Origin of the sequence: Sphingobium sp. TKS (assembly GCF_001563265.1) — a bacterium.
GTDB lineage: Bacteria > Pseudomonadota > Alphaproteobacteria > Sphingomonadales > Sphingomonadaceae > Sphingobium.
In genome coordinates this window covers 3,277,448-3,301,203 of sequence record NZ_CP005083.1, presented here as the reverse complement: position 1 = coordinate 3,301,203, position 23,756 = coordinate 3,277,448, and the positions used below count along the sequence as shown (strand labels likewise).

Here is a 23,756-nt window from a genome sequence, read left to right as displayed (position 1 = left end):
GGGTGGGGGCGAGGGCAAGCTCAAGCGCGCCCGAACCACCGCCCCAGCAGCGTTCCGTCCTTCATCACTTCTCGCGCCGCATTATGCCCCGGCGCGCCGGTCACGCCACCGCCCGGATGCGTCCCGGCGCCGCACATATAGAGCCCCTTCAACGGCCCGCGATACGCCCCATGCCCCAGCACCGGCCGCGCTGCCCAAAGCTGGTCCAGCGTCATATTGCCGTGCATGATGTCGCCGCCCACCAGCCCGAATTTCCGCTCCAGATCGAGCGGCGAGAGTATGTCCCGCGCGATCACCGAACGCGCGAAGCCGGGCGCATGGGCATCGACCGTCGCGATGATATGGTCCGCCGCCGCTTCGCGCTCATCATCCCAACTGCGGCCCTCCGGCAAAACCGGCGCGAATTGCTGGCAGAAGAGGCTCGCCACATGGCATCCGTGCGGGGCGAGACTCTCGTCGACCGTCGAAGGAATCAGCATCTCGACGATCGGCTCGCGCGACCAGCCATCGCGCTTCGCATCCATGAAGGCGCGGTCCATATAATCCAGCGTCGGCGCGATGATGATCCCCGACTGGTGATGCTCGCCCACGCCCGGCAGGCAGGAAAAGTCCGGCAGCGCCGACAGCGCCACATTCATGCGGAAGGTGCCTGATGCCGTCTTGAACCCCCGGATGCGCTTCAGGAAATCGTCCGGCAGGTCGCCGGGGTCCATCAGCCGTTCATAAAGCAGCTTCGGCCCGACATTGGCGATGATGGTCTTGCCCATTACTTCCTCGCCGCTTTCCAGCCGGACGCCGACGGCGCGCTTTCCGTCGACCAGCACCGACGCGACCGGCGCCTCCAGGCTGATCTCCACTCCCATTGCGCGCACCACCTGCGCCATGATCCGGGTGATCGTTCCCATGCCGCCGACGCTATGGCCCCAGACGCCTTTCTTCCCGTTCACCTCGCCAAAGACATGGTGCAACAGCACATAGGCGCTGCCCGGCGTGTCGGGCGAAGCATAATTGCCCACCACCGCGTCGAAGCCGAAGGCGGCCTTCACCGCCTCGCTCTCGAACCAGCCGTCCAGAAAGCCGCGCGCCGATTTGGTGAACAACTCCAGCACGTCGCGTTGCTGCTCCAGCGTCAGCCCGCCGATCCGCCGTCCCTGCCGGAGCGCGGCGACCACCATCGCCAGCCCATCGCCCGCATTGGGCGGTGCCTTCAACGTCATGTCGCGCAGCACGTCCGCGACCACCTCCAGCGCATCATAATAAGCGGGCAGGGTGGCGGCGTCCTTCGCGCTGAACTTGGCGAACTCGGCCTGCGTCCGCTCGACCCCGCCGCCCAGCTTCAAATAGCGGCCGTCGGGTTGCGGCAGGAAATTGCTGATGGGGCGCTCGATCACGCGATAGCCATGTTCGGCCAGAGCCATGTCGCGGATCACCTTGGGGTGGAGCAAGCTGACGGTATAGCTCGCCGTCGAATTGCGGAAGCCGGGGTGGAACTCCTCGGTGACGGCGGCGCCGCCGACGATGGCGCGCCGTTCGAGGATTCGCACCTTGTACCCCGCCCGCGCCAGATAGAAGGCGCAGACCAGGCCATTATGCCCGCCCCCGATGATGACGGCGTCATAGCGTTTCGTCATGCGGCCCGGCTCCACCCTGCCGCGGGCGCCCGATGCAGCCGCGCCTGCGGAATGATCTGCCGCATCCGCTTGCAAAAATGCCGGAGCGCCACCTCCCGATCGGACAGTGGCCCCACGGTGAAGCTTTCCGCAGCCACGCCCGCTTGCACCCGATCGATCAATGTCCTGTCCTCGGCATTGACCTGCCGGTTGATCCGCCAGTTAAGATAGCGCGCCGCCCTCATTTCCCGGCGCTTATCAGGAATCGCATAGGGAATCTCCCGAATCAGCGTCTGCGTCGGAGACAGCGGCAACCACTGCATGAAATCGATCTGGTCGGGATATATGTCGAAAGCGATATTGGGCCACAGCTTGAAATAGGCCCAAAGCCGCTGCCGCTCATCCCCCAGATGCGGTATGCGCGGCAGGAAATGCTGATAGGCCCGCTCGGAAAGGTGGCTGGAAGGCCGGTCGAGGATCGGTCCCCACATCCTGTCGGCATATGAGCTTGCCTCGACGCCATAGCCATCGCCCATCAGCCGCTTCAGCCCCGGATGCGCCACCGCGATATGCAGCCCGTCCGAATAATTGTCTCCGATAATCTTCCAGTTAACCGCCCGCGGGCGCAGCGTCACTCGACCGAGCGCCCGCAATTCCTCGAAGCGATAGGCTGCGATCTCGCTCAGATAAGGCGCCAGCATCTCCGCCACGGAAGGCCCGCCATCATCCTCCAGCCGCACGAACAGGAAGCCGTGGAAATTCTCGACTTCCACAGTCGCCAGCCCATGATCGGCCATGTCGAAGGCATAGCTCGCCCCCATCGGCACCCCGGTCAGCCGCCCGCCGCTGTCATAGGTCCAGCCATGATAGGGGCAGGTGAGCTTCCTTGCGCAGCCCGACGCCGCATCGACGATCCGCGCCCCGCGATGGCGGCAGACATTGGTGAAGGCGCGGATGGCCTGATCCTCGCCCCGCATTACGATCACGCTTTCCCCGATATAATCCAGCCGATGGAAGTCGCCGGGGGAGGGGATGTCGCTTTCATGCGCTGCGATCTGCCAGGATGGCCGGAACACCCGGCGCAGTTCGGCATGGAAAAATTCGGGATCGCGATAGGTCCAGCCGGGCAGGCTCCATGCCGCGTCGGGATCATCCTCTTGCCCGCTGCCGTCCATTATCGCGAGCCCCACACGTCGCCGAAGTTATACATTCGTATAACAGTAACGGTTCGCGGGCAACAAGGGCGGCCGGAAACTCCGTTCTTTGGAAAGCTACTGTGTCCTTTCCGGCACATCGCCCCAATCGGCCAATATGCTCTCCCGGCTTGCCACGGTTTCCCAGGGAAAGACGAACCAGTCCTTGGTCACCGCCCGGTCGATGGCCTCCGCGCGATAGTTCACCGCCGCCGCCGACCGGACATTGTCCATCAGAACGGCAAAGCGCACCGCCTCAGCCGGAGCCGCCGCCATGGCGTCCCGCACCGCATTGATCGTTCGCCCGCTGTCATTGATATCGTCGACGAACAGCAGCTTGTCTCCGGCCATAGCGCCGCGCCAGCACCGCGCAGGCCATCAACTGTATCTGGTGGAACAGCATGACCGGCAGCAGAATCGGTCCGACCGCGCTGGCCGGGAAGAGCACGCCGGCAATTGGCACGCCCGTTGCCAGGCTTTTCTTCGATCCGCAAAATTGCAGCACGATCGCATCCTGTCGCGAAAGGCCCATCAGCCGCCCCAATAAGAAGGTGAAGAGCAGCACGACGATCAGCATCGCGATGCACAGCGCGGCCAGCAGCAGCAGATCGCCCCGCGACACCTTGTGCCACAGCCCCTCCACGACGGCCGCGCTGAAGGCGGAATAGACCACCAGCAGGATAGACCCGCGATCCACCCGGCCCAGCATCGCCCTGTGCCGGTTCACGAAGCCGCCGATCCATGGCCGTGCCAGATGTCCCACGACAAAGGGCAGCAGCAATTGCAGCACTATGTCCTCGATCGAGGACAGCGAAATCAGATTTCCCGTTCCGCTTTTCTCCATCATCAGGGCGACCAGCGCCGGCGTCAGCGCGATGCCCAGCAGATTGGAAAAGGATGCGCTCACCACCGCGGCGGCGACATTGCCCCGCGCAATCGCCGTAAAGGCGATGGAGGACTGCACCGTGGACGGCAGCAGGGTCAGGAACAGCAATCCTGCGCGCATCGACGGGGGAATCGCCGTCACCTGCTGCGTCGCAAGGCCGATCAACGGAAAGACCGCAAAGGTCGTTCCCAATGTCGCCAGATGCAATTTCCAGGCCTTGGCCCCGCCCCAGATCGCCTCCCGCGACAGTTTGGCGCCATGCAGGAAGAACAGCAGAACGATGCCCGCATCCGCGGCGGCTCCGGCGATACCGGCGGCCTCGCCCCGCGCGGGCAACAAGGATGCGAGCGCCACCGTGCAGATCAGCAGCAGCAGGAAAGGGTCCAGAATCTCGCGCAGGCGTTGCATGGCTCGGCTTTAGGCAGAATGGTCGAAAAAGAATAGACGTCCCAGCGCCGATCGGCCAACAGTCGCCCGGTCAATCACCGCAGCCAAAAGTGAAGGAGAGTCGGGCCGTGAGCGAAGGGATCGCCATCGTCGAAAATCAGGGCGTCATCGAAATCCACATCGACCGGCCTGACAAGAAGAATGCGCTGACCGCCGCCATGTACCGTGCCATGACCGCCGCGCTGGCCGATGCGTCCGCGCGGGACGAGATCGGCGTCGTGTTTTTCGCCGGGAAGGGCGACGCTTTCTGCGCGGGCAACGACCTGAAGGATTTCATGGCTGGCCCGCAGGGCGGGGAGGCTGCCTTTGCCTTCATCCGCGCCATCGCCGCCTTTGAAAAGCCGATGGTCGCCGCTGTTCAGGGACTCGCCGTGGGGGTGGGCACGACCATGCTGTTCCACTGCGACCTGGTCTATGCTTCGCCCGATGCGCGCTTCATCACGCCCTTCGTCAATCTGGGGATCGTGCCTGAAGCAGGCTCCAGCCTGCTGGCGCCCGCCACATTCGGCTATGCCAAGGCTGCGTCGATGCTGCTTCTGGGCGAGCCGATGGACGCGCAGACGGCCGATCAGGTGGGTTTCGTCACGGCGATCGTCCCCGCCGATAGCCTGTTGGATCATGCGCGGCGGAAAGCGGCCCTGCTGATGACCAAGCCGCCCCAGGCGCTTGCCGTGACGCGCCGGCTGATGAAGGGCGATCCGGCCGTGCTGAACCAGCGGATCGAGGAGGAAGCGCGACTGTTTCAGGAAACGCTTCGCTCCGCCGAGGCGCAGGAGGCATTCGCGGCCTTTTTCGAGAAACGCCCGCCAGTGTTCCGGCGCTAGAAACATTCCGGTCTGATTGAACCGGAATGTTTCCAGGGGAGTTTTTGTTTTCCGTGATTTCCGAGTCAGCAGGTGATTCCACTTGCTTCGAAATCACTCTAACGCTTCCCGAACCGGATTTCGCTGACAATGACGGCGGCGACCACCAGCGCGCCGCCCAGCAGGGCGATGGCCGGCAGTCGGTCGCCTGCGATCCAGCCGATCAGGCCCGCCCAGACCGGCTCGCCCGCATAGATCAGCGTCGCCCGGGTCGCTGACACGCTCTGCTGCGCCCAGTTCATGACGAACTGGATCAGCGCCGTCATCAGCCCCAGGCCGCAGGCCGACAGCACCACCGTCCAGGAAAAGGGCGGAATCACCTCTCCAGCCGGAACCATGCAGGCAAAGGCCAGCAGGGATGTCACCGCCAGTTGGATGAACGTGACCCGCGCCACGTCGACGCGGCTCGCCCACAGGCTGATGAAGATGATCTCCAGCGCGATGGCGAGCGTGCTGATCAGCGTCAGCGTCTCGCCCCGGTCCAGCGACAATCCATCCTTCGGCGCCGCGATCAGCAACAACCCGATGAAGGCCAGCGCCACGCCCGCCCAACTCGCCAGCCGGGGCCGCCTGCGCAGGATGATCCATTGCAGGATGGGAACCAGCGGCACATAGGCGGCAGTGATGAAGGCCGACGTGCTGCTGGCGATCGTCTGAAGCCCCCATGTCTGTAGCGAATAGCCGGTGAAGATGCCGACCCCGATCATCACCCCGGCCAGCCATTCGCGCCGGGTGACGCCACGCAACAGGGGCAACGCGAACGGCAGCGCCATCAGCGCGGCGGTGCCGAAACGCAGCCCGACGAAGAACAGCGGACCGCTGTGGCGCATCGCCTGATGGACGATCAGAAATGTGCCGCCCCACAACAGGGTAATGCCGATCAGCGCCAGTTCCGGGCGTCCGATCATCAGCCGGGAGGGGGAGGGGGTTTTGGAAGTGGCGCCATGCATGCCATCGCTGGTGCTGCCGATGGCCGCTCAGGTCAAGCGCCGCTCCCTTGCGGGGGCCGGGGAGCGGCGCTTTTCCGTTCGGGTCAGTCCTTTCGGATGTCGTTGCCCGCGCGTTCCATTGCCGAGCCGACATCCTGCTTGGCCTCGTGCGCCTCTCGTTCGGCATCGCGGGAGGCATTGTCCATCGCCGCGCCCATCCGGTCAGAACTCTCGTCTATCGCATTGCCTGCCTTGTCGAGCCCCCTGTCGATCTTCTCTCCCGCCTGGTCGACCGCGTTGCTCACATCATTGCCGATGGCGGAGCCTGCATTTTCCAGATTGTTGGAGGCCTTTTCCGAACAGGCGGACGCGCTCAGGACGGTCAGCACCGACATGGCGGCCAGATATGATTTGCGCATGGTTTACCCTCATTTGCCATCAACGAAGGTCTAATAAGCGTTGCTGCGGTGATAAGGTTGCGTAACGATCTTTCAGCGGCCGCGCAGGCCGAACACCATCGATCGATCCTGATCGGGGATCAGCCCTTCCAGCACGCGCCAGAACCCGGTGACGGAGCCTTGACCCGCCTGGGCATAGGCGGCCGCCATTTTTTCCCGCAGCGCGCGGAACAGCTCTGCCTCCAGCGCAACCCCGGCGGGGCTCAGCCGCAACAATTTCTGCCGCCGGTCATTAGCGCCCTGCCGGGTTTCGATATAGCCCTGCTCGATCAGGTCGTTGAGCACGCGCCCCAGCGACTGCTTGGTGATCGCCAGCAGGCGCAGCAGATCCTTGACGGTAAGGTCGGGCTGACGCGAGATGAAATAGAGCGCGCGGTGATGCGCCCGGCCCAGCCCTTGCGCGGAGAGCCCCTCGTCGATCGACCGGGTCAGCGCGGAATAGCCGAAATAGAGCATCTCTATGCCCCGGCGAATCTCGTCTTCGCGCAGGAATAGCGGCGAAGCAGGCGAGATCTGGGAGGTCGAGACGGCTGATGGAGAATTCGGAGCGGACATGCCGGGCAATTCCAGGCTGAAGGGAAGGGCGGGGCGCATATTGGCCGTTTCGGAAAATAATGACTAGGCTTTCCTTTCGCGCAGCACACGCTATATGGCGGTCCGCGCCGGCGATATCCGGCCGATGCTGGGGCGTCGCCAAGCGGTAAGGCAGCGGCTTTTGATGCCGCCATTCGCAGGTTCGAATCCTGCCGCCCCAGCCAGCCGAATCCTCTAGTTTCGGCCCATTTCCAGTGACTTATGTAAAGATCTCTATCGAAGAGGGTTGGATCCGGTTCTCCCTAGAAGCGATGCTGAATCATCTGAAGACCGGGCTGGAGCGAACCTATACGGGTACGATCTCGAAGAGGAGAAGCGGCGCTGGTTCGCGCGATGGGAACAGGAAGTGCTGACTATCGCGCGTCGTGCCAGCGTCGCCGAATTGCTCGAAGCGCCAGACGACCGTATGGATGGTGGGCGATCACCACAAGGCTCTGGTATCGAGCCAGGCTTGACCCTCTGAAAGTCGGAACCGGGGGCAGCGGTGGAATTTGCTGCTCCCGGTGCCCAGCTCGAATTCCCGGAGGAAATTGCTTGGGCGTTTCGCGCGCAAACGATCAATCTGGCGGCGCGAAAGGCAGGCGAGTTCCCCAAAATCGGCCAGTGATCATCCGGTCGTCCTGTTTGGGCAGAGCATTGCGAGGCACGGGCATACTCCCAATAACTCAACCAATGGTTCTGCAATCCGCCGACTATGTCACTGGTCCAAATCGGAGCAAATGGAGTTAAATCGGATCGCATCGTCCGAAACGCGGATGCGTTCAAATCGAGTAAGGCAGAAAGCAGGCCTCGCTTTTTTAGGGCACTCATTGCGCGGCGCAACGTTGTTCATCAGATACTTTGACGTGGAAGGGTAAGGGCGGCCGTTGAGGTGTGAAAATCTCGTTCTCCAACGATAGGGCAGATTTCAGTTCTTGGGTGTGACCCAGACTTCGACGGGGGCGACGAATTTGCCGGGCGCCGGTTTCCCAACATTCACGCGGTCCGCCGTCACGCGCTCTCCATTTTCCAGATGGAAAGTGGCCCAAGGCTTTGGCATCCGGCCGAAGGTCATCTTCTGGATTGGTTGGCCGGTGGTCGAATTCATTATGGTTGCTACGATGCTCATCCGGCGGCGAGTAGCGTCCGACCGAGCGAATCGTCTATCGGCAAATTTATGTTTTCCACAGCTTTCACTCTCGACCCTTTGTGGTCGTTCAGCCGCTGGTTTTTTGTTCACAGGTCCGGTCAAGCGGTTCACGAGGATCGAAGGTATCGCTCCGGTGAGGGCCGCCTTGCGGTGATCCGCTGATATTTTGACATGGCACCGGTGCAAGCGCCGGTGTTTGCACCGATACTAAGGACGGTGCGATGAGTCAGATCACGGTAATTTCGGGGCCGGAGCGGCGGCGGGTATGGAGCGACCAGCAGAAGCGCGAACTGGTCGCGGCGGTTTCGGCGCCCGGTGCGAACGTGGCGGAGATTGCCCGCCGTGCCGATCTGCGGCCGAACCAGATCTACAGATGGCGGCGGCAGATGGGGCAGGCAGCGCAGGGCTTTGCCGAGGTGCAGGTGCAAGCCGATCCGGTGCCAGTGATCGGATCGGCGATCACCGTCGAGTTTGAGCGGGCGATCGTGCGCATTCCCGCTGGCGCATCACCTGGGCTGGTGTCGGCAGTGCTGCGGTCGGTCAAGCCGTGATCCCAGTTCCTTCCGGCGTTCGGATATGGATCGCAACGGGGCACACGGACATGCGGCGCGGCATGCGCAGCCTGGCTCTGCAGGTGCAGCAGAGTTTCGGACGTGATCCCTTCGCCGGGGATCTCTACATTTTCAGGGGACGCCGCGGCGACCTCTGCAAGATCATCTGGCATGATGGTGTCGGCATGTCGCTTTATGCCAAGCGTCTCGAGCGCGGGAAGTACATCTGGCCTTCGGCCGTGGACGGGGTGATTGCCATTTCCCCCTCGCAGATGGCTTGCATGTTGGAGGCGATCGACTGGCGTAATCCGCAGGCCACCTGGCGTCCGACATTGGCCGGATAAAAGCCCCGGCATGACCTAAGAAGCTAGGGATTCCGGTGCTTTTCGGCTATGTCATTGACCATGGGGACCGAAGCGCAAGCAGAGATCGACAGCCTTCGCGAGCGGCTTGCCGCTGCCGAGGCTGTCGCCGCTGAAGTCGCCCGCATCAAGGCCATCAACGCTGACCTGGAAGCCCGCAACGCCCTTCTCGAACTGCAGAACGAGAAGATGCGCCGCACCCTTTTTGGCCAGCGATCCGAACGCACGCGCCATCTGCTCGACCAGATGGAACTGACCTTCGAGGAGTGCGAGACCGCTGCCAGCGAAGATGAGTTCCTGGCTGCCCTGGCAGCGGCGAAGACCAACGTCGCACCGTTCGAGCGCAAGCGGCCCGCCCGCAAGGCCTTGCCCGAGCATCTGCCGCGCGAGCGCGTCGTCATCGCCGCGCCCGATGCCTGCCCCTGCTGCGGCTCAGAACGGCTGTGCAAGCTGGGTGAGGATATCACCGAGACGCTTGAGGTCGTGCCGCGACAGTGGAAGGTGGTTCAGACCGTGCGGGAGAAGTTCTCCTGCCGGGATTGTGAGAAGATCACCCAACCGCCGGCGCCGTTCCACGTCACGCCCCGCGGGCTCTTTGGCCCCAGCTTCCTGGCGATGCTGTTGTTCGAGAAGTTCGGCGCGCATCAACCGCTTAACCGCCAGCGTGATCGCTATGCCCGGGAAGGCGTGGACCTGAGCCTTTCCACTCTGGCCGATCAGGTCGGCACCTGCACCGCCGCGCTGATGCCGCTCTATCTCCTGATCGAAGCCCACGTCCTTGCCGCCGAGCGATTGCATGGCGACGATACGACGGTGCCAGTGCTGACCAAGACCAAGACCGATACGGGCCGGATCTGGACCTATGTTCGGGATGATCGACCTTTTGGCGGACCGGCACCGCCCGCAGCGATCTTCCATTATTCCCGGGACCGGCGGGGCGAGCATCCCGTGGGACATCTGCGCAGTTGGAGAGGCATCCTTCAGGCTGACGCATATGCCGGCTACAATGCGTTGTTCCATGCCGACAGACTGCCGGCGCCGCTGACCCGCGCCTTATGCTGGAGCCACGCGCGCCGCTATTTCTTCGAGCTGGCCGATATCGCCGCGCAGCTCAAGAAGCGCCGCAAAAAGGCCGTTATCTCGCCGCTGGCAGTGGAGGCGGTCCGCCGTATCGACGCGATCTTGGACATTGAGCGCGCCATCAACGGCAGACCGGCCCAGGAGCGCCACGCCCTTCGACAGGAACTCAGCGCCCCGCTCGTTGCCGATCTGGAAGAATGGATGCGCGACAACCGGTCCAAGCTATCGAAGAACAGCGATGTGGCCGAGGCCATGGATTACATGCTCAAGGCATGGCCAGCCTTCGCTGCGTTCCTCGATGATGGCCGCATCTGCCTCTCGAACAACGCGGCGGAACGGGCGCTTCGAGGCATAGCAACGACCGATTCATACTACACCTCCTCTTCAAATGTCCGGAAACAGGGACTTTTGGTTTTCCATTTTGATGTGACACGGGCCTCTGTGACGCGGGAACTGGGTCACTTCGTCCTTTTCCAGGTCCGTGGCTCGGATTTGGTGCGGCGCATCGGGTACAACTTGCTCGGTAGGGAGCACGCCCTCCTTGATCAGTCGACGGACCCGATGGGCAGTAACCCCAAGCTTTTTGGCGGCTTCGGTCAGCGTGAGCCACTCTCCATTCTTTTCGGCGGATCGGTAGCCGTGGATTTTGTGGACAGTGCGCAGCGAGCCGACACGGCGCGCTGTCCAGGTCTTGCCTTGTCCGGTTTGCATTCCCATCCGGTTGAGAGTGGCGGCAATGTCTGCATCGGACCACCGGGTGGCCATGGAGCGGATGATGGCAAGGGCGGCTTCGGGCGTACTCTGGCCATGTTCGCCTGCTTTGGGTTTGCGAATGCGCAGCTGAGAATGTTGGCCACCTTTCCAGTGGATCGTCAAAATGACTTCACGTTGCTCTTCATCGACATCAGCGATGATATCGGTCACGAGCGTGCGGAGGAGCTGCTGACGACAACGCATGTCGACGTTAGGCGAGCGCCAAGCGGTCTCCAGGTCGGTGGCAATGCCAGCAAAATCGGGCGCCGGCGCGGCCAGATCGATTTGTCGCGCTTGGGCCAAACCCGCTTCATAGGCTTCAACACGCCTGAGCGCTGCTTCCCAGCTATTCTCAAGTTGGGCAGCGATCAGGCGGTTATCAGGGTCGCAGGCAGCATAGCGACGTTCAGCGAGGGATGCCTCGTATCGGGCTTGCTGCAAGTCCAGCTCCACCATGCGGTGCCGTTCTTCCAGATTATCCCGATGCGCCCGATCAGCTTCCATTGCGGCCTCGATCGCCATCGGCGTCACGGCTCTCAATATCTCTTTGCCTATGGCAGGGTCGATGCGAGATGCGCCAAAAGTCATGCATCGTGGCTTGGCCAGCATCTGGTTGATACGTTCGCAGCGGTAATAGGGATGACCCGGAGGCCGGCCCGAATAGACAACGCCCAACCGTCTTCCACATCGGCCGCAGGTGAGCAGGCCCGCGAGCAACGCGCGGCCACCACGACCCGACTTGATGCCGCCCTTCTGTCCGAACGCGTTGACGGCGATATGGCTCTGGTTCCTCTCAAACTCACTCCAATCGATATAGCCTTCGTGATGATCCTGGAGCAGCACTTCCCACGTTCCAAAGGGCTTGCTGTGGCCGTAACTTTTGCGTGCCCTGCCATCGACAATCTCGGTTCGCTTCTCGCTTTTACCATAGACATAGACCCCAGCGTAGAAGGGGTTCTTCAGGATCGAAATAACGCTTCGATAGCGAACCGGCACCCAGTCGAAGGACACCGTTTTGCGGCCGTCAGAAGGGCGGGGAAAATGGAAATTGTCAGCTGTCAGCGAAATCAGCACCTGGCGGGCGCTGCCAAGCTCGCGGAAACGCGAAAAGATGAGGCGGATCGCCTCCTGTACCCGGATATCGGGATCCAGCCCCAGGCCGTATTCGCGGTGCCAGATATAGCCGATCGGAACACTGAGGCGCAGTTCTCCCCGCCTTGCCTTGGCGCGCGCCGCGTCAAGCATGCGTGTTCGCAAAATGCCAAGCTCAAACTCGCTGATGCTGCCCTTCATGCCCAACAACAATCGATCGTTTGGTCGACAGGGATCGTATACCCCGTCGAGATCGATCACGCGCGCTTCAACCAGGCCACACAGCTCCAAAAGGTGGTGCCAGTCCCGGCCATTACGGGAAAGGCGCGATGCGTCCAAGCAAAGCACCGCGCCAACCTTGCCCGTGCACAGGCCGCTGACCAGTCGTTCGAAACCGGGGCGGTCGACAGTGCCGCTGGCGGTCCGACCAAGGTCATCGTCGATCACCTCGACATCGTGAAATCCCCAGCGTCGCGCAACATCGACAAGCTCATATTGTCGGCGCTGGCTCTCCAGGTTGTTCTGGACCTGACCCGGGGTCGACTGTCGGACATACACCACAGCTTTGCGCTTGAGCACCGTGACTGGAAGGAGATCATTGCCCGTCATCGCTGGCCTCCTTCGCCGCGACGCCGGCTGCGGCCATCAAGAGGGTCGCCAGCCTGGCAACAACGGCGCTTCGCTGCGCCTCGCTCAGGCCTCGCATCTGCGGCGTATCGAGCGGCATGCTCAGCTGCTGGGTCAGCATCGGTAGCGACGAGGGTCGTGGTAGTGCCTTCATGGCGCGCCTCCTGGATGGCCGTGAGTCCATCCGTCGAAGTCTGCCTGAAACCGCGATCGGTAAGCAGTCCATGAAGCTCTACAAGCCCAATCACCGCAACGCGCGGTTCGCCCATCTCCATGTCGGCGCACAACGCCCTGTCCAGCATCCACTCTGCGACCTGGATGATCTCACCCGGCCTGATCTCTACCCGGATGATCGCGCCATTGGCCCGGTCCTCGCGGCCTTCATGCCGAAAACGACCGCCGTAATATGGATGCCAGCGATAATGAAACTCTACCATCTGCCCGACATGGGCAGAATGACCCTGCGATGGCCCTGGGCAGAAAATCATGGCTCTTCGCTGGTTCAGATCGCGGCGGCCAGCGCACCGCCTTCATGCTGAGCCTCATTGGCACGGCGAAGCTCAACGACATCGATCCGCAGGCTTGGCTTGCCGATGTGCTCAGCCGCATCGCCGACATCCCTCAGAACCGTCTCCATGAACTGCTTCCCTGGAACTGGCGCACCGCAGAGGATCAACGCGAAGCCGCCTGATCCGCGGCCTTCTCCGAATGCATACGATCGAAGCGCCAGGACAGTATATTATTCTTGCGAATTTCGCGCCGCAGCATTCCTTGCGCATTTGCAGCATTTTCCCACCGGCGCTATCTACCGACGCGCCTTTTAGGCATCCTCTTCCAAGACTTTACGGGCTCGGCTAATGGCCGAGCCCTTTTTCGTTTGGTGCTTTAGCCCGAACGGAATTTAGCATAGGATTAGCTTGCGATTGAGCTAGCCTTGTACAGTCCCGTCCAATTCAGCGGATATGTTCGTTCAGGTGGCGGCGGGGCCGGTCACGGCCCGCCCTTTCTAAGCTTAGATCCGGCCGATCAGAACTTTGCGCTGAACGATACCACGATCCGCTGCCTTTCCCCAGGCAGGCCAAGGTGGCACTTGTCGCACGTTCCGTCGGCCCCCTGGACCCCGAAAAACTCTGGGTAGAATTGGGTGTAGTATCGGGTGTTGAACAGATTTCGGACCTGCGCCGAGATGCTCCAACGGTCATCGATGTCGCCAACGGAGAGCTTTGCGAAGTTTGTCCAGTAGGCGGGGTTCGTTCCGGAGATGGGATTGTAGTCCAGAGTCCATTGGAACTGATCCATGTAGGTCGCGTCGACGTGCAGGTCGAACTTCAGGCTCTTGGAAAGGGGAGCAGAATATGTAGCACCGAGGTTTGCCGTCCAGGCTGGCGAATTCGGCGGCGTCCTTCCTGCGATATCGGTGCCGCTGTAGATGGTTCCCTTCTTCCAGCGCGCATGCAGATATCCTAGCGCGCCGTTCAGCGCCAAGCTCTTCGTCGGCCGCCACACCAGAGAGCCTTCGAAGCCGTAGGCTTCGGAATCGCCGATGTTATCGATCCTCTCTAGGACCACGCCGTCGGTATCAAAGAACCGGTTCTCGAACTGCCGGTCCTGATAGAGGGTGTAGAACCCTGCCAGTTCGAAGTAGAGGGACGGGTCGAACAGCGAACCCTTCGCCCCGGCCTCGAACGCCCATGTCTTCTCGGCGCGGTAGTCGAAAGGGACGTCTGCCCCCACCGACGCCTTGCCTGGCTCATATCCCTTGGCGATCGAGGCATACAGATTGGTGCCGCCCGCGGTTGCGTAGGAAAGCGAGACCCGGGGAAGTATGACCGTGGCGTCGTTGTCGAAGGTCGGCTGCCCCGCCACGGAGTACACGACGGCGTCGTAGTCGACGTTGTAGAGCCTCAGGCCGCCTGACACCGTCAGGTCTCCAAGACGCAGATCGGCACTGGCGAAGGCTGCGAGATCGGTTTGCTGACTCTTCCGATTGATTGCGTTGGGTATGCGTGTTCCGAGGAAGACCGTGTCCAAGGGGGAGCCGATGATCTGGATGTTGTCCATCCTCGCCGCATAGAGGCCCGCTATCCACTTTAGGGCACCATCCGAGGTCGAGGTCAGCCGCAGCTCCTGCGTCATGACCTTCACGGGGCGGGTGTCCTCCCCGATCACCGCGACGATCGGGGCGGCGCTGTAGTCGGGATCGATTAGGTAGCTTCGTTCCTGGCGGGTGAAGGACGAGATTGCCTCGAGCGCGGCCCCGTCGAACTCGTATCCTAGCTTGGCGACTACGCCCACCGTCTCCAGCTTCGTGTTGGGGCGGAAGCTGAGATCGGTGACGTAGTTGACGCGCGACACGCCGTCGTGGGGGTTGTCGAGTGCCAGCGCGCCGTCAAATTTTCGGTAACGCACCGTGAAGAGGGCGGTCAGCCGGTCGCTGGGCTTCAGAAGCACCTGACCGCGGAGCCCGTATTCCTTCCAGTGGCCGATGTCAGGAATTGTGGGAGACGTTATGAAGCCGTCGTCACTGCTGTAGTACCCGGACAGGCGCGCTGCCACCTTGTCGGTGAGTGGGGCGTTGATCGATGCGTAGAGGTTCAAATAGTCCTTCTCGCCGGCTTCGGCTTGCACCTCTGCCCCGGTCTCGAAGCCTGGCTCCTTCGTGATGTACCGGATCGCTCCTCCGATGCTGCTGCCGCCGTACAGGGTGCCTTGCGGACCCTTCAGGATCTCAACGCGCTCGATGTCCTGCAGTCGCATGGTCTGATCGGTGAAGTTCTGAACATCGTCAATGTAGAAGCCGACGCCTTGGACGTTCCCGAAGGAGCCGACCCCGCGCATAACGACGTTGGGGGTTCGGTCCGACCGTTCGTTCAGGACGAGACCTGGCGTCTGACGCCCGAGCGAATTGATGTCGTCGATCCCCCGCGACTCCAGCATGTCCGAGGAGAATGCTGCGATGGACTGGGGAACGTCCTTCAGCTGCTCCGACCGCCGGGTGGCGGTCACCACGATGTCTGGGGATCCGGCATGGGGGTTGTCCGCTCCTGCTGGGGCGCTCTGGGCGAACGCGGGACTGGTTAGCGCAATCGTGCTCGCGAAGCACAGGAGTAGGCGCGCGGCGTTACGTGCATTGGTCATCTCGTTTCCCTCATTTTAGTCCAACGCGCATTCCTGCCTGCGGTTTGTCATTATAAATTAGCGGTCGGATCGATCGGCGGCGTTGCCGATCAGTGAATTTGTGACTTGGAAGGGTCACAATTAGTGGGAGGAACCGGACAAAGAATCGCACGGCTCGGACATTCTAGGTATCAGTATCCACGCCGCCATCGAGTTCGACGCCGCGATAGATGCTCTCAACCTGGGGAGGAGGAGTGCGTGGAGCACAGGACCGCGTCAGCTCCGAGCCAAGTCCGGCCCCGCAGGTCGGTCAGCAATTGCGCCACCAGCAGCCTCAGTTCGCGCTACAACACCGTAATCGCCGCGGTGGAAAGTAGACCCGCCGGGTGCGCCAGATTGGCGGGGCGTCACTTGGCACCGCCGCTGCACTCGGTCCTCGTCGTTCGCCCGCGCGGCATGCATGACCATAACGATGCCCTCGCGCAGCAGAAGGTATGTCGACGGGGACGCCGGAGTCGGTCCTCGTACACGCGGCTAGGTCCGGACGGCCCGAGATCATCTCCGTGCCCGCTTGGATTGGGGCGGCGGATCGGCTGCCGCCTTATGCAGGCTTTGCAGAGTGCACCGCAAGCCCGAGGGGATCGCTTGCCCTAGTGTGGTGGATTTGAAATACGCCTCATTATAGCGGCTAGGTGGGGAGCGTATTTCAAATCCATAAACCACACTAGAATCATATATTTGCTAGTGACCCTGATGAATCTGAAGTTCGCTCAGCGCCTGCCCCACAATGTGGCGAACTTCAGATTCGGGTCACTAGTCTGAGAACATAGGATCGCGCTTCTCGGTATGTGCCAGAAGCGCTTCCTTCTGATTTGCGCTCCCCATCAACAGCACCTGCTCCTCAGTCTCCATCAGCAGGATCTCGTGTTGATCGGAGTCGGGCACACAGTTGAGTAGTCTCTTGCTGGCGCGGATGGCGGTGGGGCTCTTGGTTGCGATGTCCTTCGCCAACGCCATTGCAGTCTCATAGGGGTCAGCCGAAAGGCCGGTTACCAGTCCCAGGCGAGCGGCTTCTTCTCCAAGAACCTGCCGGCCCGTCCAGGTCAACTCCCGCACCACATCGTCCCTGACCAGGGTTCGCATCAGGGCCATTCCGCTCATATCCGGGATTAGACCCCAGCGGATTTCCATCACTGAAAGCCTTGTGTCTGGAGTGGCGAAACGAATGTCACTGCCTAATGCAATCTGCAGCCCACCCCCGAATGCCACACCGTGGAGAGCGGCGATGACAGGGATCGGCAAATCGCGCCAGATCATTCCCATTTGCTGGGCGCGGTTGGCTCCACTAGAAGTTCGCGTCGTGCCAAACAGCCGATCGCTGGGCGGCTCGTCGCCCGCCATATCGGTGAAGTTGCCGATGTCGAGGCCGGCGCAGAAAGCCCGGCCTTCACCCGAGAGCACTATCGCACGGACGGATTTGTCTTGAGCAAGGCGTTCACCGGTGTCGATAATGGCCGCGAACATAGCCTCATCGAGAGCGTTCATCTTGTCCGCCCGGTTCAGCCGAACATCAGCGACGCCGTCCTCAAGACGGACGGTTACACGATCGTTCATTGATAGCTCCCGCATAGCTTTCGGTGACATCGAAGGCAGTTGGAAGGCTCCCATGGCGAGCGCGCAATCGGATTGCGCCAACAGCCCTGGGGGACTTAAAAGCTCTTGGGCATCCCGAGCGCGTGGGTGGCCACGTGGCTGAGGATGAGGTTCGTCGAGATGGGCGCGACCTGGTACAGACGCGTTTCGCGGAACTTGCGCTCGACGTCGAACTCCTCCGCGAACCCGAACCCGCCATGAGTCTGCAGACAGGTGTCGGCAGCGGCCCACGATGCCTCCGACGCCAGCATTTTTGCCATGTTCGCCTCGGTCCCGCAGGCCTGGCCAGCGTCGAACATCTCGGCGGCATGACGGACCATAAGGGCGGCGGCCGACAACTGAACGAAGTTGCGCGCGATTGGGAATTGGACACCCTGGTTTTGTCCGATCGGCCGACCGAACACGTGGCGTTCCTTGGCATAGGCGCTGGCACGGTCGATGAAGAATCTCCCGTCGCCGATGCATTCGGATGCAATGAGGATCCGCTCGGCGTTCATCCCGTCCACGATATACCGGAAACCCTGCCCTTCCTCGCCGATCAGGTTCTCTGCCGGGACCTCGAGGTTGTCGAAGAAGAGTTCAGTCGTGGCGTGGTTCAGCATGGTGCGTATCGGCTGGATCGTGAGACCCCGCCCCACCGCTTCGCGCATGTCCACAAGCAGCACGCTCATGCCCTGGGTGGGCTTGGCGGTCGCCTCCCGGGGCGTGGTGCGGCACAGCAACACCATCAGGTCTGAGTGCTCCGCGCGGCTGATCCAGATTTTCTGGCCGGAGACGACGTAGCGGTCTCCTTCACGTCGCGCGAAGGTGGATATCCTGGTGGTGTCCGTGCCCGCCGTGGGTTCCGTAACGCCGAAGGCCTGCAGGCGTAGCTCTCCAGACGCGATCGCCGGGAGGTATCGCGCCTTCTGCTCCTCGCTCCCGTGCTTGAGAATCGTCCCCATAGTGTACATCTGCGCATGGCAGGCACCACCGTTGCAGCCCGCCCGGTGGATCTCCTCAAGGACAGCCGTGGCGGCCTGCAGTCCGAGTCCCGAACCACCATATGCCTCGGGCACCAGCGCCGACAGGAAGCCCGCTTCGGTCAAAGCCTGGACAAATGCGGTGGGATACGCCCTCTCGCGGTCAAGCTCACGCCAGTATTCCCCGGGGAAGGCGGCGCAAAGGCGTCGGACGGATTCACGGATTTCGGGAAAGGAGGCAGCTGGATCTTGGATCATGGAAATACTCCGATTGACTTCGGAATAGGCAACCGGGGTGCCGTTCCTGGAAGAAAATGTTCATTTAAAACTTTATTCGATTAGCTGGGGGCGGCGTCAGGTGCCGGAAGAACGGGATAGCTTCCGAGGCTTCCAATCAGTAATCCCGATAGGACAAATGTAGGCGCCACGACAAGAAGCATGTTCTCGTAGTTTCCGTAGTGATCGAACATGAAAGCGCCGAACATGGGCCCTATGCCCGCCCCAAAGCTTAACAATCCTACGACAGTGCCGAAAACCAAGCCGTAGTGTCGGAGCCCAAAATAACGCGCCGAGAGGTAGGCGATGACGTCGAATTCAGCGCCGGCTGCTAAGCCGATGAGAATTGCGACCACAATAGCATAGCTCGTGCCGGAGTCTACCAGCAGCAGTATGCACGCCGCAACTGGCAGCGCGAAGCCGGTCAGGCCTATCAGCGGACCACTGAATCGATCCAAGAGCAGGCCCGTCATGAGGCGTCCTATGACAGATGAGAGGCCAATTCCTGCGGCGATCCCAGCAGCGGCGAGTGGTGCGGCGCCCTTGCTTGTCAATATGGGAATGAAGTGCACGCTCAATGCTGTAATCGCGGTGCCGACAAGCAGACAAGAAAGGGCGAGTTGAGCAAACCTACGTGAGCGAAAGATTTCTCGAGGCGAGAGACCCGGAAGATTGGACCGATCGACTAGAGCGGACAGAGAATTGTCACGTCGTCTCTGGTCGGCAGCATCAAAGAAATGCCTCCAGGCGGCTGGAAGCGAGAGCGATGCGAAAAAGACCGCCAAGCCGCAATAGGCACCGCGCCATCCAAAGGATTGCTGCAGCAGAGTGAGAAAAAAGGGCAAGCAGAACGAGGCCAGGCCAGAACCGGAGAGTGCCACGGCAATGGCCAACCCGCGGCTGTGGCTGAAGCGGCTAATGACTGCGGCTGTCCAAACCGTTGATTTGATAAAGAGGGCTGAGACCGCGATAAAGGTCCAGCCCGCCCACCATGTCTCTTTCGAAATGCCAGCAATCGAAAGCGAAGCTAGCGCCAGGCAGAACATTGCCAATCCAGGCAACGCGATCCGCCTTGAGCCGAAGCGATCCACAGCGTGCCCCATGATCGGCGCCAGCATTATCATCACTACGCTCATGATTCCGGTGCCGGCGGATATCTGCAGGCGGGTCCAGCCGGTATCCTCCTGGATGGCGGTCATCAGAGCGCCTAGCGTCAGGTTCGGGCTTGCCGACATCGCCATGCCTACCGCGGCGATGAGCGGAAGCTTCCAGCCCTCCGTCCATTCACGGCGTTCCGGTTCCGAAAGTGCCAAGAGCCTCACTGGACCGCTCCTCCGACTATGGCGAGGATGTCCGCCGAATTGGTGCACATCGACGGCGTGTAGTATGTCATCATCGGAGCAGCCCTATTCTGGAAGATGATTTAATCGCGACCGTCGTGTTCAGCCGGACGCCTGCTCGCCAGCAATTTTTCGGCGGCTGGACTCGTGTGCTAGACGCAGCTCCCCGCTTGAGATCTTATCTCGGAGGGTGGGCTTGACGATCTTGTTCATCGCGTTTCTGGGCATCTTCTCCGTGAGATAATAATATTTGGGAGTTTTGTAGGCGGCCAGCTGCGTCTTCAGCCAGGCGTCAAGCGCCGGCAGGTCCAGATCCTCGCCGGTCGCTTGCAGAACCGCCGCAACGACTTGCCCCAGTCGCTCGTTCGGAAGTCCAACGACCGCGACTGCGGCGACGTCCGGATGCTCCTCTAACGCTCGCTCGAGCTCCGCCGGGTAGATGTTCGCGCCTCCGCGGATGATGACGTCGTTGCGCCGGTCGAGGATGTACAGCCGTCCATCGTCGTCCAGCCGTCCCACGTCCCCTGTTAGCAGCCAGCCGCGCTTCAGAACTTGCGCCGTCGCGTCGGGACGCCGCCAGTACCCCAGGAGGGGCGTGTAGACCCCGGCCCAGGGACCGGTCTGCGTCGCGCGGATCGCGACTTCCCCTTCTCCACCGGTAGGGACGGGGTTCTGGTCTTGGTCGAGGATCCCGATCTCGAGGTGAGGGAGGGCGCGGCCGCTCGATCCCGGAACGAAAGGTTCTTCGGGGTCGGTCTGCGACACGGATGTGGGCGCCTCGGTCAGCCCGTAGACGAACTGGATCTCTGAACCGAACCGATCCTTGAACGCCCGCCGCACATTGTCGGGCAGGCTTGCTCCGCCGCTTAGCGGGCGGACGAGGGAGGCAAGACGCCGATCTTTGACCCTCGGGTCCATCAGTAGGTCATGCAGCATCGTGGGCACCGCGAAGAGCACCTCAATGCTCTCGTTCTCGACCCAGTCCGCCACTCCTTCCGGATCGGTACGGTCCATGCAGACGAGGGTTCCGCCCCCGGCCAGCGCCAGGACACCCGCGCGGATCATGATGTTGTTGATCGTGAACGCCTGGGCGCAGCCGCGGCGGAGGCCGACGTCCCAGTCCTGGCGGGAGACCCAGGCTGCGGCGACGACGGCCACGTTGTGCTGGCTATGGACGGCGCCCTTCGGCTGGCCGGTCGTACCGCTCGTATAGGAGATAAGCGCAGGAGCATGCGGATCGATCTGCACGTCCGGCCTTGGCGCCCCGGAGGCTTCACGCACTGCTTCCCGCCATTCGTCCTCCGTCGAACCGCCGTTGAGCAGTACGATGCGTGGCTTGAAGTCTGAGTCTTTGAGGGAGGGAACCAATCCGCTCAGGCTTTCCTCGTCGATAAGGAGGAGGGATGCCTCGCAGTCCTGAAGCAGATAGAGCTTCTCGCGCGGGGCCAGCACGCGGTTCATGCCGACCCAGACGGCACCGAGGCGCTGGGAGGCGAGGAACGCGATTATGAGGTCGGCGCTGTTAGATGAGGTCGCGGCGATCCGGTCACCGGCCCGAACGCCGAACCCGGTCAATGCCCGACAGGCCGCGTTCACCGTCTCCTCCAGCTCGGCGTAAGTGTACCGGCCGTTCCGGTCGACCAGCGCTTCGTGGTCTGGTCGGTCTTGCAGCGCATGGTCTAGCACGCCAGCAATCGTCTGCGAGCCGAAGGGGATCTTTGGACGGATGGTCGGAACCTTGAGGCCGAACCGCCCGAAATCCATGTCATTGTCGCGTTCCACGATCTCTCCCATTCACTTCTTTGCGCTCCGCCGGAGTGCCGTGCACCCCAACTGCGCGATCATGCGGACGCCGATGGTTGGCGGCCTTCGTCCAGGCGGTTGATGCGCTTTTCGCCAGTCTCCGATAGTCTCCTCACCAGTAGGCAAACGCCGACTGCTTGAGAGCTTCCCGGGCCGCGCCATATTCAGCAGCCAATCGCGCCACGAGGTCGGCGGACGACTTCACTTCGTCGATCACGCCGAGACCTTGGCCGCATCCCCAGATGTCCCGCCAGGCTTTGGCTTCCATGTTGCCACCGCTCTGGAAGTTCATCTCCTTCGGGTTGCCGACGGGCATGTTCTGCGGGTCGAAGCCGGCGCGCACGAGCGACGGCATGAGGTAGTTGCCGTGGACCCCCGTGATGGCATTCGTGTAGAGGATGTCCGCAGCCGACCCGTCGACGATCATCTGCTTGTAGCCCTCGGCTGCCGAGGCCTCCTTGGTCGCGATGAATGCCGACCCGATGTAGGCGAGGTCTGCCCCCGCTGCTTGCGCGGCCAGGATCGACGCGCCGTGGGAGATGGAGCCGGACAATATGAGCGGACCATCGAACCAGGCCCGGATCTCGCGCAGAAGCGCGAACGGTGAAAGCGTGCCGGCGTGGCCGCCCGCACCTGCCGCCACCGCGATGAGCCCAGTCGCGCCGTTCTCAATCGCCTTGTGCGCGAAACGGTCGTTTATAACGTCGTGCAGGACGATCCCGCCGTAGGCGGTGATCGCCTCGTTCACGTCGCGCCGCGACCCAAGGGAGGTGATCACGATCGGAACCTTGTATTTCACACAGAGCTCGACGTCGTGGTCGAGGCGGTTGTTGCTCTTGTGTACGATCTGGTTGACGGCGAAGGGCCGCCGGCCGCCGGGGATGGACACCCCTTCGCAGATCTGGGCCAGCCAATCGTCGAGAACCTCCATGGGGCGCGCGTTGAGAGCCGGGAAAGATCCGATAACACCCGCACGGCACTGAGCGATCACCAGCTCCGGCCCCGACACGATGAACATCGGGGCGGCGAGCACCGGCAATTGGAGTGAATCCAAGTGCGGCACTTGGGAAAGTGCGCCAGTGGCTAGCATCCGCAGTATCTCCTCTGTATTTCGTCTATTTAAGCGTCGACCCCGGCGCGTGGTTGGGCGCCGATCTTGCTATTCGCCCTTGAAGTCCGGCGTGCGCTTTTCGCTGAAGGCCTTGGCCGCCTCGAGATGGTCCTTGGAGAGGTAGGTGAGGGTCTCAGCCCCCAGATGGGCCTCCATCACCCCCTCCAGCAGTCGCCTGAGGAGGATGTTGATGCTCGCCTTGGTGGCGTTGACCGCGAGCGTCGCGCCTCTTGCGAGCCGATCGGCCATACCGAAGCAAAGTTCGTCGAGCTCCTGCATATTGGCGGCGGAACCCGTTATGAGGCCGATATCCGCAGCCTCCTTGCCGGTCAGCGCGTCACCCGTCAGCAGATACCGCTTCGCGTTCATGAAGCCCATCAGGAGCGGCCACATCATGGAACCGCCATCGCCTGCCGTTAGCCCGACCTTCACGTGCGTGTCGGCGATCTGCGCGGTCTCGATCATGTAGGAGAAGTCCCCCAGCACTGCGAGTGTGGCGCCGAGCCCCATCGCGTGCCCGTTGATCCGCGTGATCAGCGGTTTTTCAAGGCGGAGGATCGAATAAACGAGATCCTTGGCCTCGCGCATCCCGCGCAACCAGGCCGCATGGTCTGCGGTCGTCAGTCGGCGCAGCATGTTCTTCACATCCCCGCCGGCGGAGAAGGCTCGGTCACCGGCTCCGGTGAGCACGACCACCTTAACCTCGGGGTCCCGGTTGATCGTCGAGAAGATGTGTGAGAGTTCCAGATGCATCGCCGGAAAGCTGGCGTTCATTGGGGGGTTATGGAGTGTGATCACCATGACCGCGCGGCGCTTTTCGATCTGAAGCGCCTTATATTCAGAATATAGTTCCAAAATCTTTCCCCGGAGCCAGACGCAGACTATCTCGTGCCGGTGCGACCGCATCAGGCTCGGCTGCG

19 protein-coding genes, 1 tRNA gene and 3 pseudogenes are annotated in these 23,756 nt (G+C 61.9%); 7 read left to right on the top strand and 16 right to left on the bottom strand.

Annotation, left to right across the window (positions count from 1 at the left end; genetic code table 11):
• Positions 1 to 20 precede the first annotated feature (20 nt).
• From K426_RS16310 to K426_RS16295, 4 genes and pseudogenes are all read right to left on the bottom strand, one after another.
• A complete protein-coding gene (locus K426_RS16310) occupies positions 21 to 1,631 on the bottom strand; it encodes a phytoene desaturase family protein (RefSeq protein WP_066561901.1) in 1,611 nt (536 codons plus the stop codon).
• Positions 1,628 to 2,785: an aromatic ring-hydroxylating oxygenase subunit alpha gene (locus K426_RS16305; protein ID WP_066559259.1), complete on the bottom strand. Its 1,158-nt coding sequence runs from the start codon at positions 2,783 to 2,785 to the stop codon at positions 1,628 to 1,630. Before K426_RS16305 ends, K426_RS16310 begins: the two co-directional genes overlap by 4 nt.
• A gap of 96 nt (positions 2,786 to 2,881) precedes the next feature.
• Positions 2,882 to 3,157, bottom strand: a pseudogene (locus K426_RS16300) (phosphoribosyltransferase family protein); the annotation flags it as partial.
• Positions 3,114 to 4,097, bottom strand: a complete 984-nt coding sequence (locus tag K426_RS16295; protein WP_066559256.1) for a bile acid:sodium symporter family protein — start codon at positions 4,095 to 4,097, stop codon at positions 3,114 to 3,116. The pseudogene K426_RS16300 and the gene K426_RS16295, both read right to left, overlap by 44 nt.
• A 107-nt stretch (positions 4,098 to 4,204) precedes the next feature.
• Here K426_RS16295 and K426_RS16290 point away from each other — a divergent pair, with 107 nt between their 5' ends.
• A complete protein-coding gene (locus tag K426_RS16290) occupies positions 4,205 to 4,960 on the top strand; it encodes an enoyl-CoA hydratase-related protein (protein WP_066559254.1) in 756 nt (251 codons plus the stop codon).
• A 98-nt stretch (positions 4,961 to 5,058) separates the two neighbouring features.
• Here K426_RS16290 and K426_RS16285 read toward each other — a convergent pair whose 3' ends face one another.
• The 3 genes from K426_RS16285 to K426_RS16275 form a co-directional block, all read right to left on the bottom strand.
• Positions 5,059 to 5,949, bottom strand: a complete 891-nt coding sequence (locus K426_RS16285; protein ID WP_066559252.1) for a DMT family transporter — start codon at positions 5,947 to 5,949, stop codon at positions 5,059 to 5,061.
• An 83-nt stretch (positions 5,950 to 6,032) separates the two neighbouring features.
• Complete coding sequence (locus K426_RS16280) at positions 6,033 to 6,347, bottom strand: hypothetical protein (protein ID WP_066559250.1); 315 nt, start codon at positions 6,345 to 6,347, stop codon at positions 6,033 to 6,035.
• Positions 6,348 to 6,419: 72 nt separating this feature from the next.
• Positions 6,420 to 6,941 (bottom strand): MarR family winged helix-turn-helix transcriptional regulator, encoded by a 522-nt coding sequence (locus K426_RS16275; RefSeq protein ID WP_066561897.1) that lies wholly within the window; start codon positions 6,939 to 6,941, stop codon positions 6,420 to 6,422.
• A gap of 128 nt (positions 6,942 to 7,069) precedes the next feature.
• On the opposite strand from K426_RS16275, the gene K426_RS16270 reads away from it, so the two are divergent.
• Positions 7,070 to 7,144, top strand: a tRNA-Gln gene (locus K426_RS16270).
• Positions 7,145 to 7,887: 743 nt separating this feature from the next.
• On the opposite strand, the gene K426_RS16265 is transcribed toward K426_RS16270, so the two are convergent.
• On the bottom strand, positions 7,888 to 8,088 hold the full coding sequence (locus K426_RS16265; RefSeq protein ID WP_082748642.1) for a hypothetical protein: 201 nt from the start codon (positions 8,086 to 8,088) through the stop codon (positions 7,888 to 7,890).
• Positions 8,089 to 8,330: 242 nt separating this feature from the next.
• On the opposite strand from K426_RS16265, the gene K426_RS16260 reads away from it, so the two are divergent.
• The 3 genes and pseudogenes from K426_RS16260 to tnpC form a co-directional block, all read left to right on the top strand.
• Complete coding sequence (locus K426_RS16260; RefSeq protein WP_066552878.1) at positions 8,331 to 8,660, top strand: transposase; 330 nt, start codon at positions 8,331 to 8,333, stop codon at positions 8,658 to 8,660.
• On the top strand, positions 8,657 to 9,004 hold the full coding sequence (gene tnpB, locus K426_RS16255) for an IS66 family insertion sequence element accessory protein TnpB (RefSeq protein ID WP_030541462.1): 348 nt from the start codon (positions 8,657 to 8,659) through the stop codon (positions 9,002 to 9,004). Before K426_RS16260 ends, tnpB begins: the two co-directional genes overlap by 4 nt.
• A 60-nt stretch (positions 9,005 to 9,064) precedes the next feature.
• Positions 9,065 to 10,459: pseudogene (tnpC, locus tag K426_RS32560) on the top strand (IS66 family transposase); the annotation flags it as partial.
• Between the two features lie 27 nt (positions 10,460 to 10,486).
• Here tnpC and K426_RS16240 read toward each other — a convergent pair.
• Complete coding sequence (locus K426_RS16240; RefSeq protein ID WP_066559228.1) at positions 10,487 to 12,556, bottom strand: recombinase family protein; 2,070 nt, start codon at positions 12,554 to 12,556, stop codon at positions 10,487 to 10,489.
• Between the two features lie 242 nt (positions 12,557 to 12,798).
• Between K426_RS16240 and K426_RS32005 the strand changes: the two genes are divergently transcribed.
• Both K426_RS32005 and K426_RS16230 read left to right on the top strand, forming a co-directional pair.
• Positions 12,799 to 13,113 (top strand): hypothetical protein, encoded by a 315-nt coding sequence (locus K426_RS32005; protein WP_162492911.1) that lies wholly within the window; start codon positions 12,799 to 12,801, stop codon positions 13,111 to 13,113.
• A pseudogene (locus K426_RS16230) lies at positions 13,041 to 13,265 on the top strand (transposase domain-containing protein); the annotation flags it as partial. The gene K426_RS32005 and the pseudogene K426_RS16230, both read left to right, overlap by 73 nt.
• Positions 13,266 to 13,600: 335 nt before the next feature.
• Here K426_RS16230 and K426_RS16225 read toward each other — a convergent pair.
• The 7 genes from K426_RS16225 to K426_RS16195 form a co-directional block, all read right to left on the bottom strand.
• Positions 13,601 to 15,712: a TonB-dependent receptor gene (locus tag K426_RS16225; protein ID WP_066559221.1), complete on the bottom strand. Its 2,112-nt coding sequence runs from the start codon at positions 15,710 to 15,712 to the stop codon at positions 13,601 to 13,603.
• A gap of 792 nt (positions 15,713 to 16,504) precedes the next feature.
• Positions 16,505 to 17,305 (bottom strand): crotonase/enoyl-CoA hydratase family protein, encoded by an 801-nt coding sequence (locus K426_RS16220; RefSeq protein ID WP_066561896.1) that lies wholly within the window; start codon positions 17,303 to 17,305, stop codon positions 16,505 to 16,507.
• 95 nt (positions 17,306 to 17,400) lie between these two features.
• Positions 17,401 to 18,564 (bottom strand): acyl-CoA dehydrogenase family protein, encoded by a 1,164-nt coding sequence (locus K426_RS16215; RefSeq protein ID WP_066559220.1) that lies wholly within the window; start codon positions 18,562 to 18,564, stop codon positions 17,401 to 17,403.
• An 80-nt stretch (positions 18,565 to 18,644) separates the two neighbouring features.
• Positions 18,645 to 19,904 (bottom strand): MFS transporter, encoded by a 1,260-nt coding sequence (locus K426_RS16210; RefSeq protein WP_066559218.1) that lies wholly within the window; start codon positions 19,902 to 19,904, stop codon positions 18,645 to 18,647.
• Between the two features lie 120 nt (positions 19,905 to 20,024).
• Positions 20,025 to 21,716 (bottom strand): class I adenylate-forming enzyme family protein, encoded by a 1,692-nt coding sequence (locus K426_RS16205; protein WP_066559217.1) that lies wholly within the window; start codon positions 21,714 to 21,716, stop codon positions 20,025 to 20,027.
• Between the two features lie 121 nt (positions 21,717 to 21,837).
• The gene (locus K426_RS16200) at positions 21,838 to 22,815 is read right to left on the bottom strand and encodes an NAD(P)H-dependent flavin oxidoreductase (protein WP_066559215.1); all 978 of its coding nucleotides are present in this window, start codon (positions 22,813 to 22,815) and stop codon (positions 21,838 to 21,840) included.
• Between the two features lie 69 nt (positions 22,816 to 22,884).
• A complete protein-coding gene (locus tag K426_RS16195) occupies positions 22,885 to 23,742 on the bottom strand; it encodes an enoyl-CoA hydratase-related protein (protein WP_066561895.1) in 858 nt (285 codons plus the stop codon).
• Positions 23,743 to 23,756: the final 14 nt, after the last annotated feature.

Coding starts and splice junctions, on each gene's coding strand:
- K426_RS16310 (WP_066561901.1), bottom strand. CDS start 1,631: ATGACGAAACGCTATGACGCCGTCATCATCGGGGGCGGGCATAATGGC.
- K426_RS16305 (WP_066559259.1), bottom strand. CDS start 2,785: ATGGACGGCAGCGGGCAAGAGGATGATCCCGACGCGGCATGGAGCCTG.
- K426_RS16295 (WP_066559256.1), bottom strand. CDS start 4,097: ATGCAACGCCTGCGCGAGATTCTGGACCCTTTCCTGCTGCTGCTGATC.
- K426_RS16285 (WP_066559252.1), bottom strand. CDS start 5,949: ATGCATGGCGCCACTTCCAAAACCCCCTCCCCCTCCCGGCTGATGATC.
- K426_RS16280 (WP_066559250.1), bottom strand. CDS start 6,347: ATGCGCAAATCATATCTGGCCGCCATGTCGGTGCTGACCGTCCTGAGC.
- K426_RS16275 (WP_066561897.1), bottom strand. CDS start 6,941: ATGTCCGCTCCGAATTCTCCATCAGCCGTCTCGACCTCCCAGATCTCG.
- K426_RS16265 (WP_082748642.1), bottom strand. CDS start 8,088: ATGAGCATCGTAGCAACCATAATGAATTCGACCACCGGCCAACCAATC.
- K426_RS16260 (WP_066552878.1), top strand. CDS start 8,331: ATGAGTCAGATCACGGTAATTTCGGGGCCGGAGCGGCGGCGGGTATGG.
- K426_RS16240 (WP_066559228.1), bottom strand. CDS start 12,556: ATGACGGGCAATGATCTCCTTCCAGTCACGGTGCTCAAGCGCAAAGCT.
- K426_RS32005 (WP_162492911.1), top strand. CDS start 12,799: ATGAAGCTCTACAAGCCCAATCACCGCAACGCGCGGTTCGCCCATCTC.
- K426_RS16225 (WP_066559221.1), bottom strand. CDS start 15,712: ATGACCAATGCACGTAACGCCGCGCGCCTACTCCTGTGCTTCGCGAGC.
- K426_RS16220 (WP_066561896.1), bottom strand. CDS start 17,305: ATGAACGATCGTGTAACCGTCCGTCTTGAGGACGGCGTCGCTGATGTT.
- K426_RS16215 (WP_066559220.1), bottom strand. CDS start 18,564: ATGATCCAAGATCCAGCTGCCTCCTTTCCCGAAATCCGTGAATCCGTC.
- K426_RS16205 (WP_066559217.1), bottom strand. CDS start 21,716: ATGGGAGAGATCGTGGAACGCGACAATGACATGGATTTCGGGCGGTTC.
- K426_RS16200 (WP_066559215.1), bottom strand. CDS start 22,815: ATGCTAGCCACTGGCGCACTTTCCCAAGTGCCGCACTTGGATTCACTC.
- K426_RS16195 (WP_066561895.1), bottom strand. CDS start 23,742: ATGCGGTCGCACCGGCACGAGATAGTCTGCGTCTGGCTCCGGGGAAAG.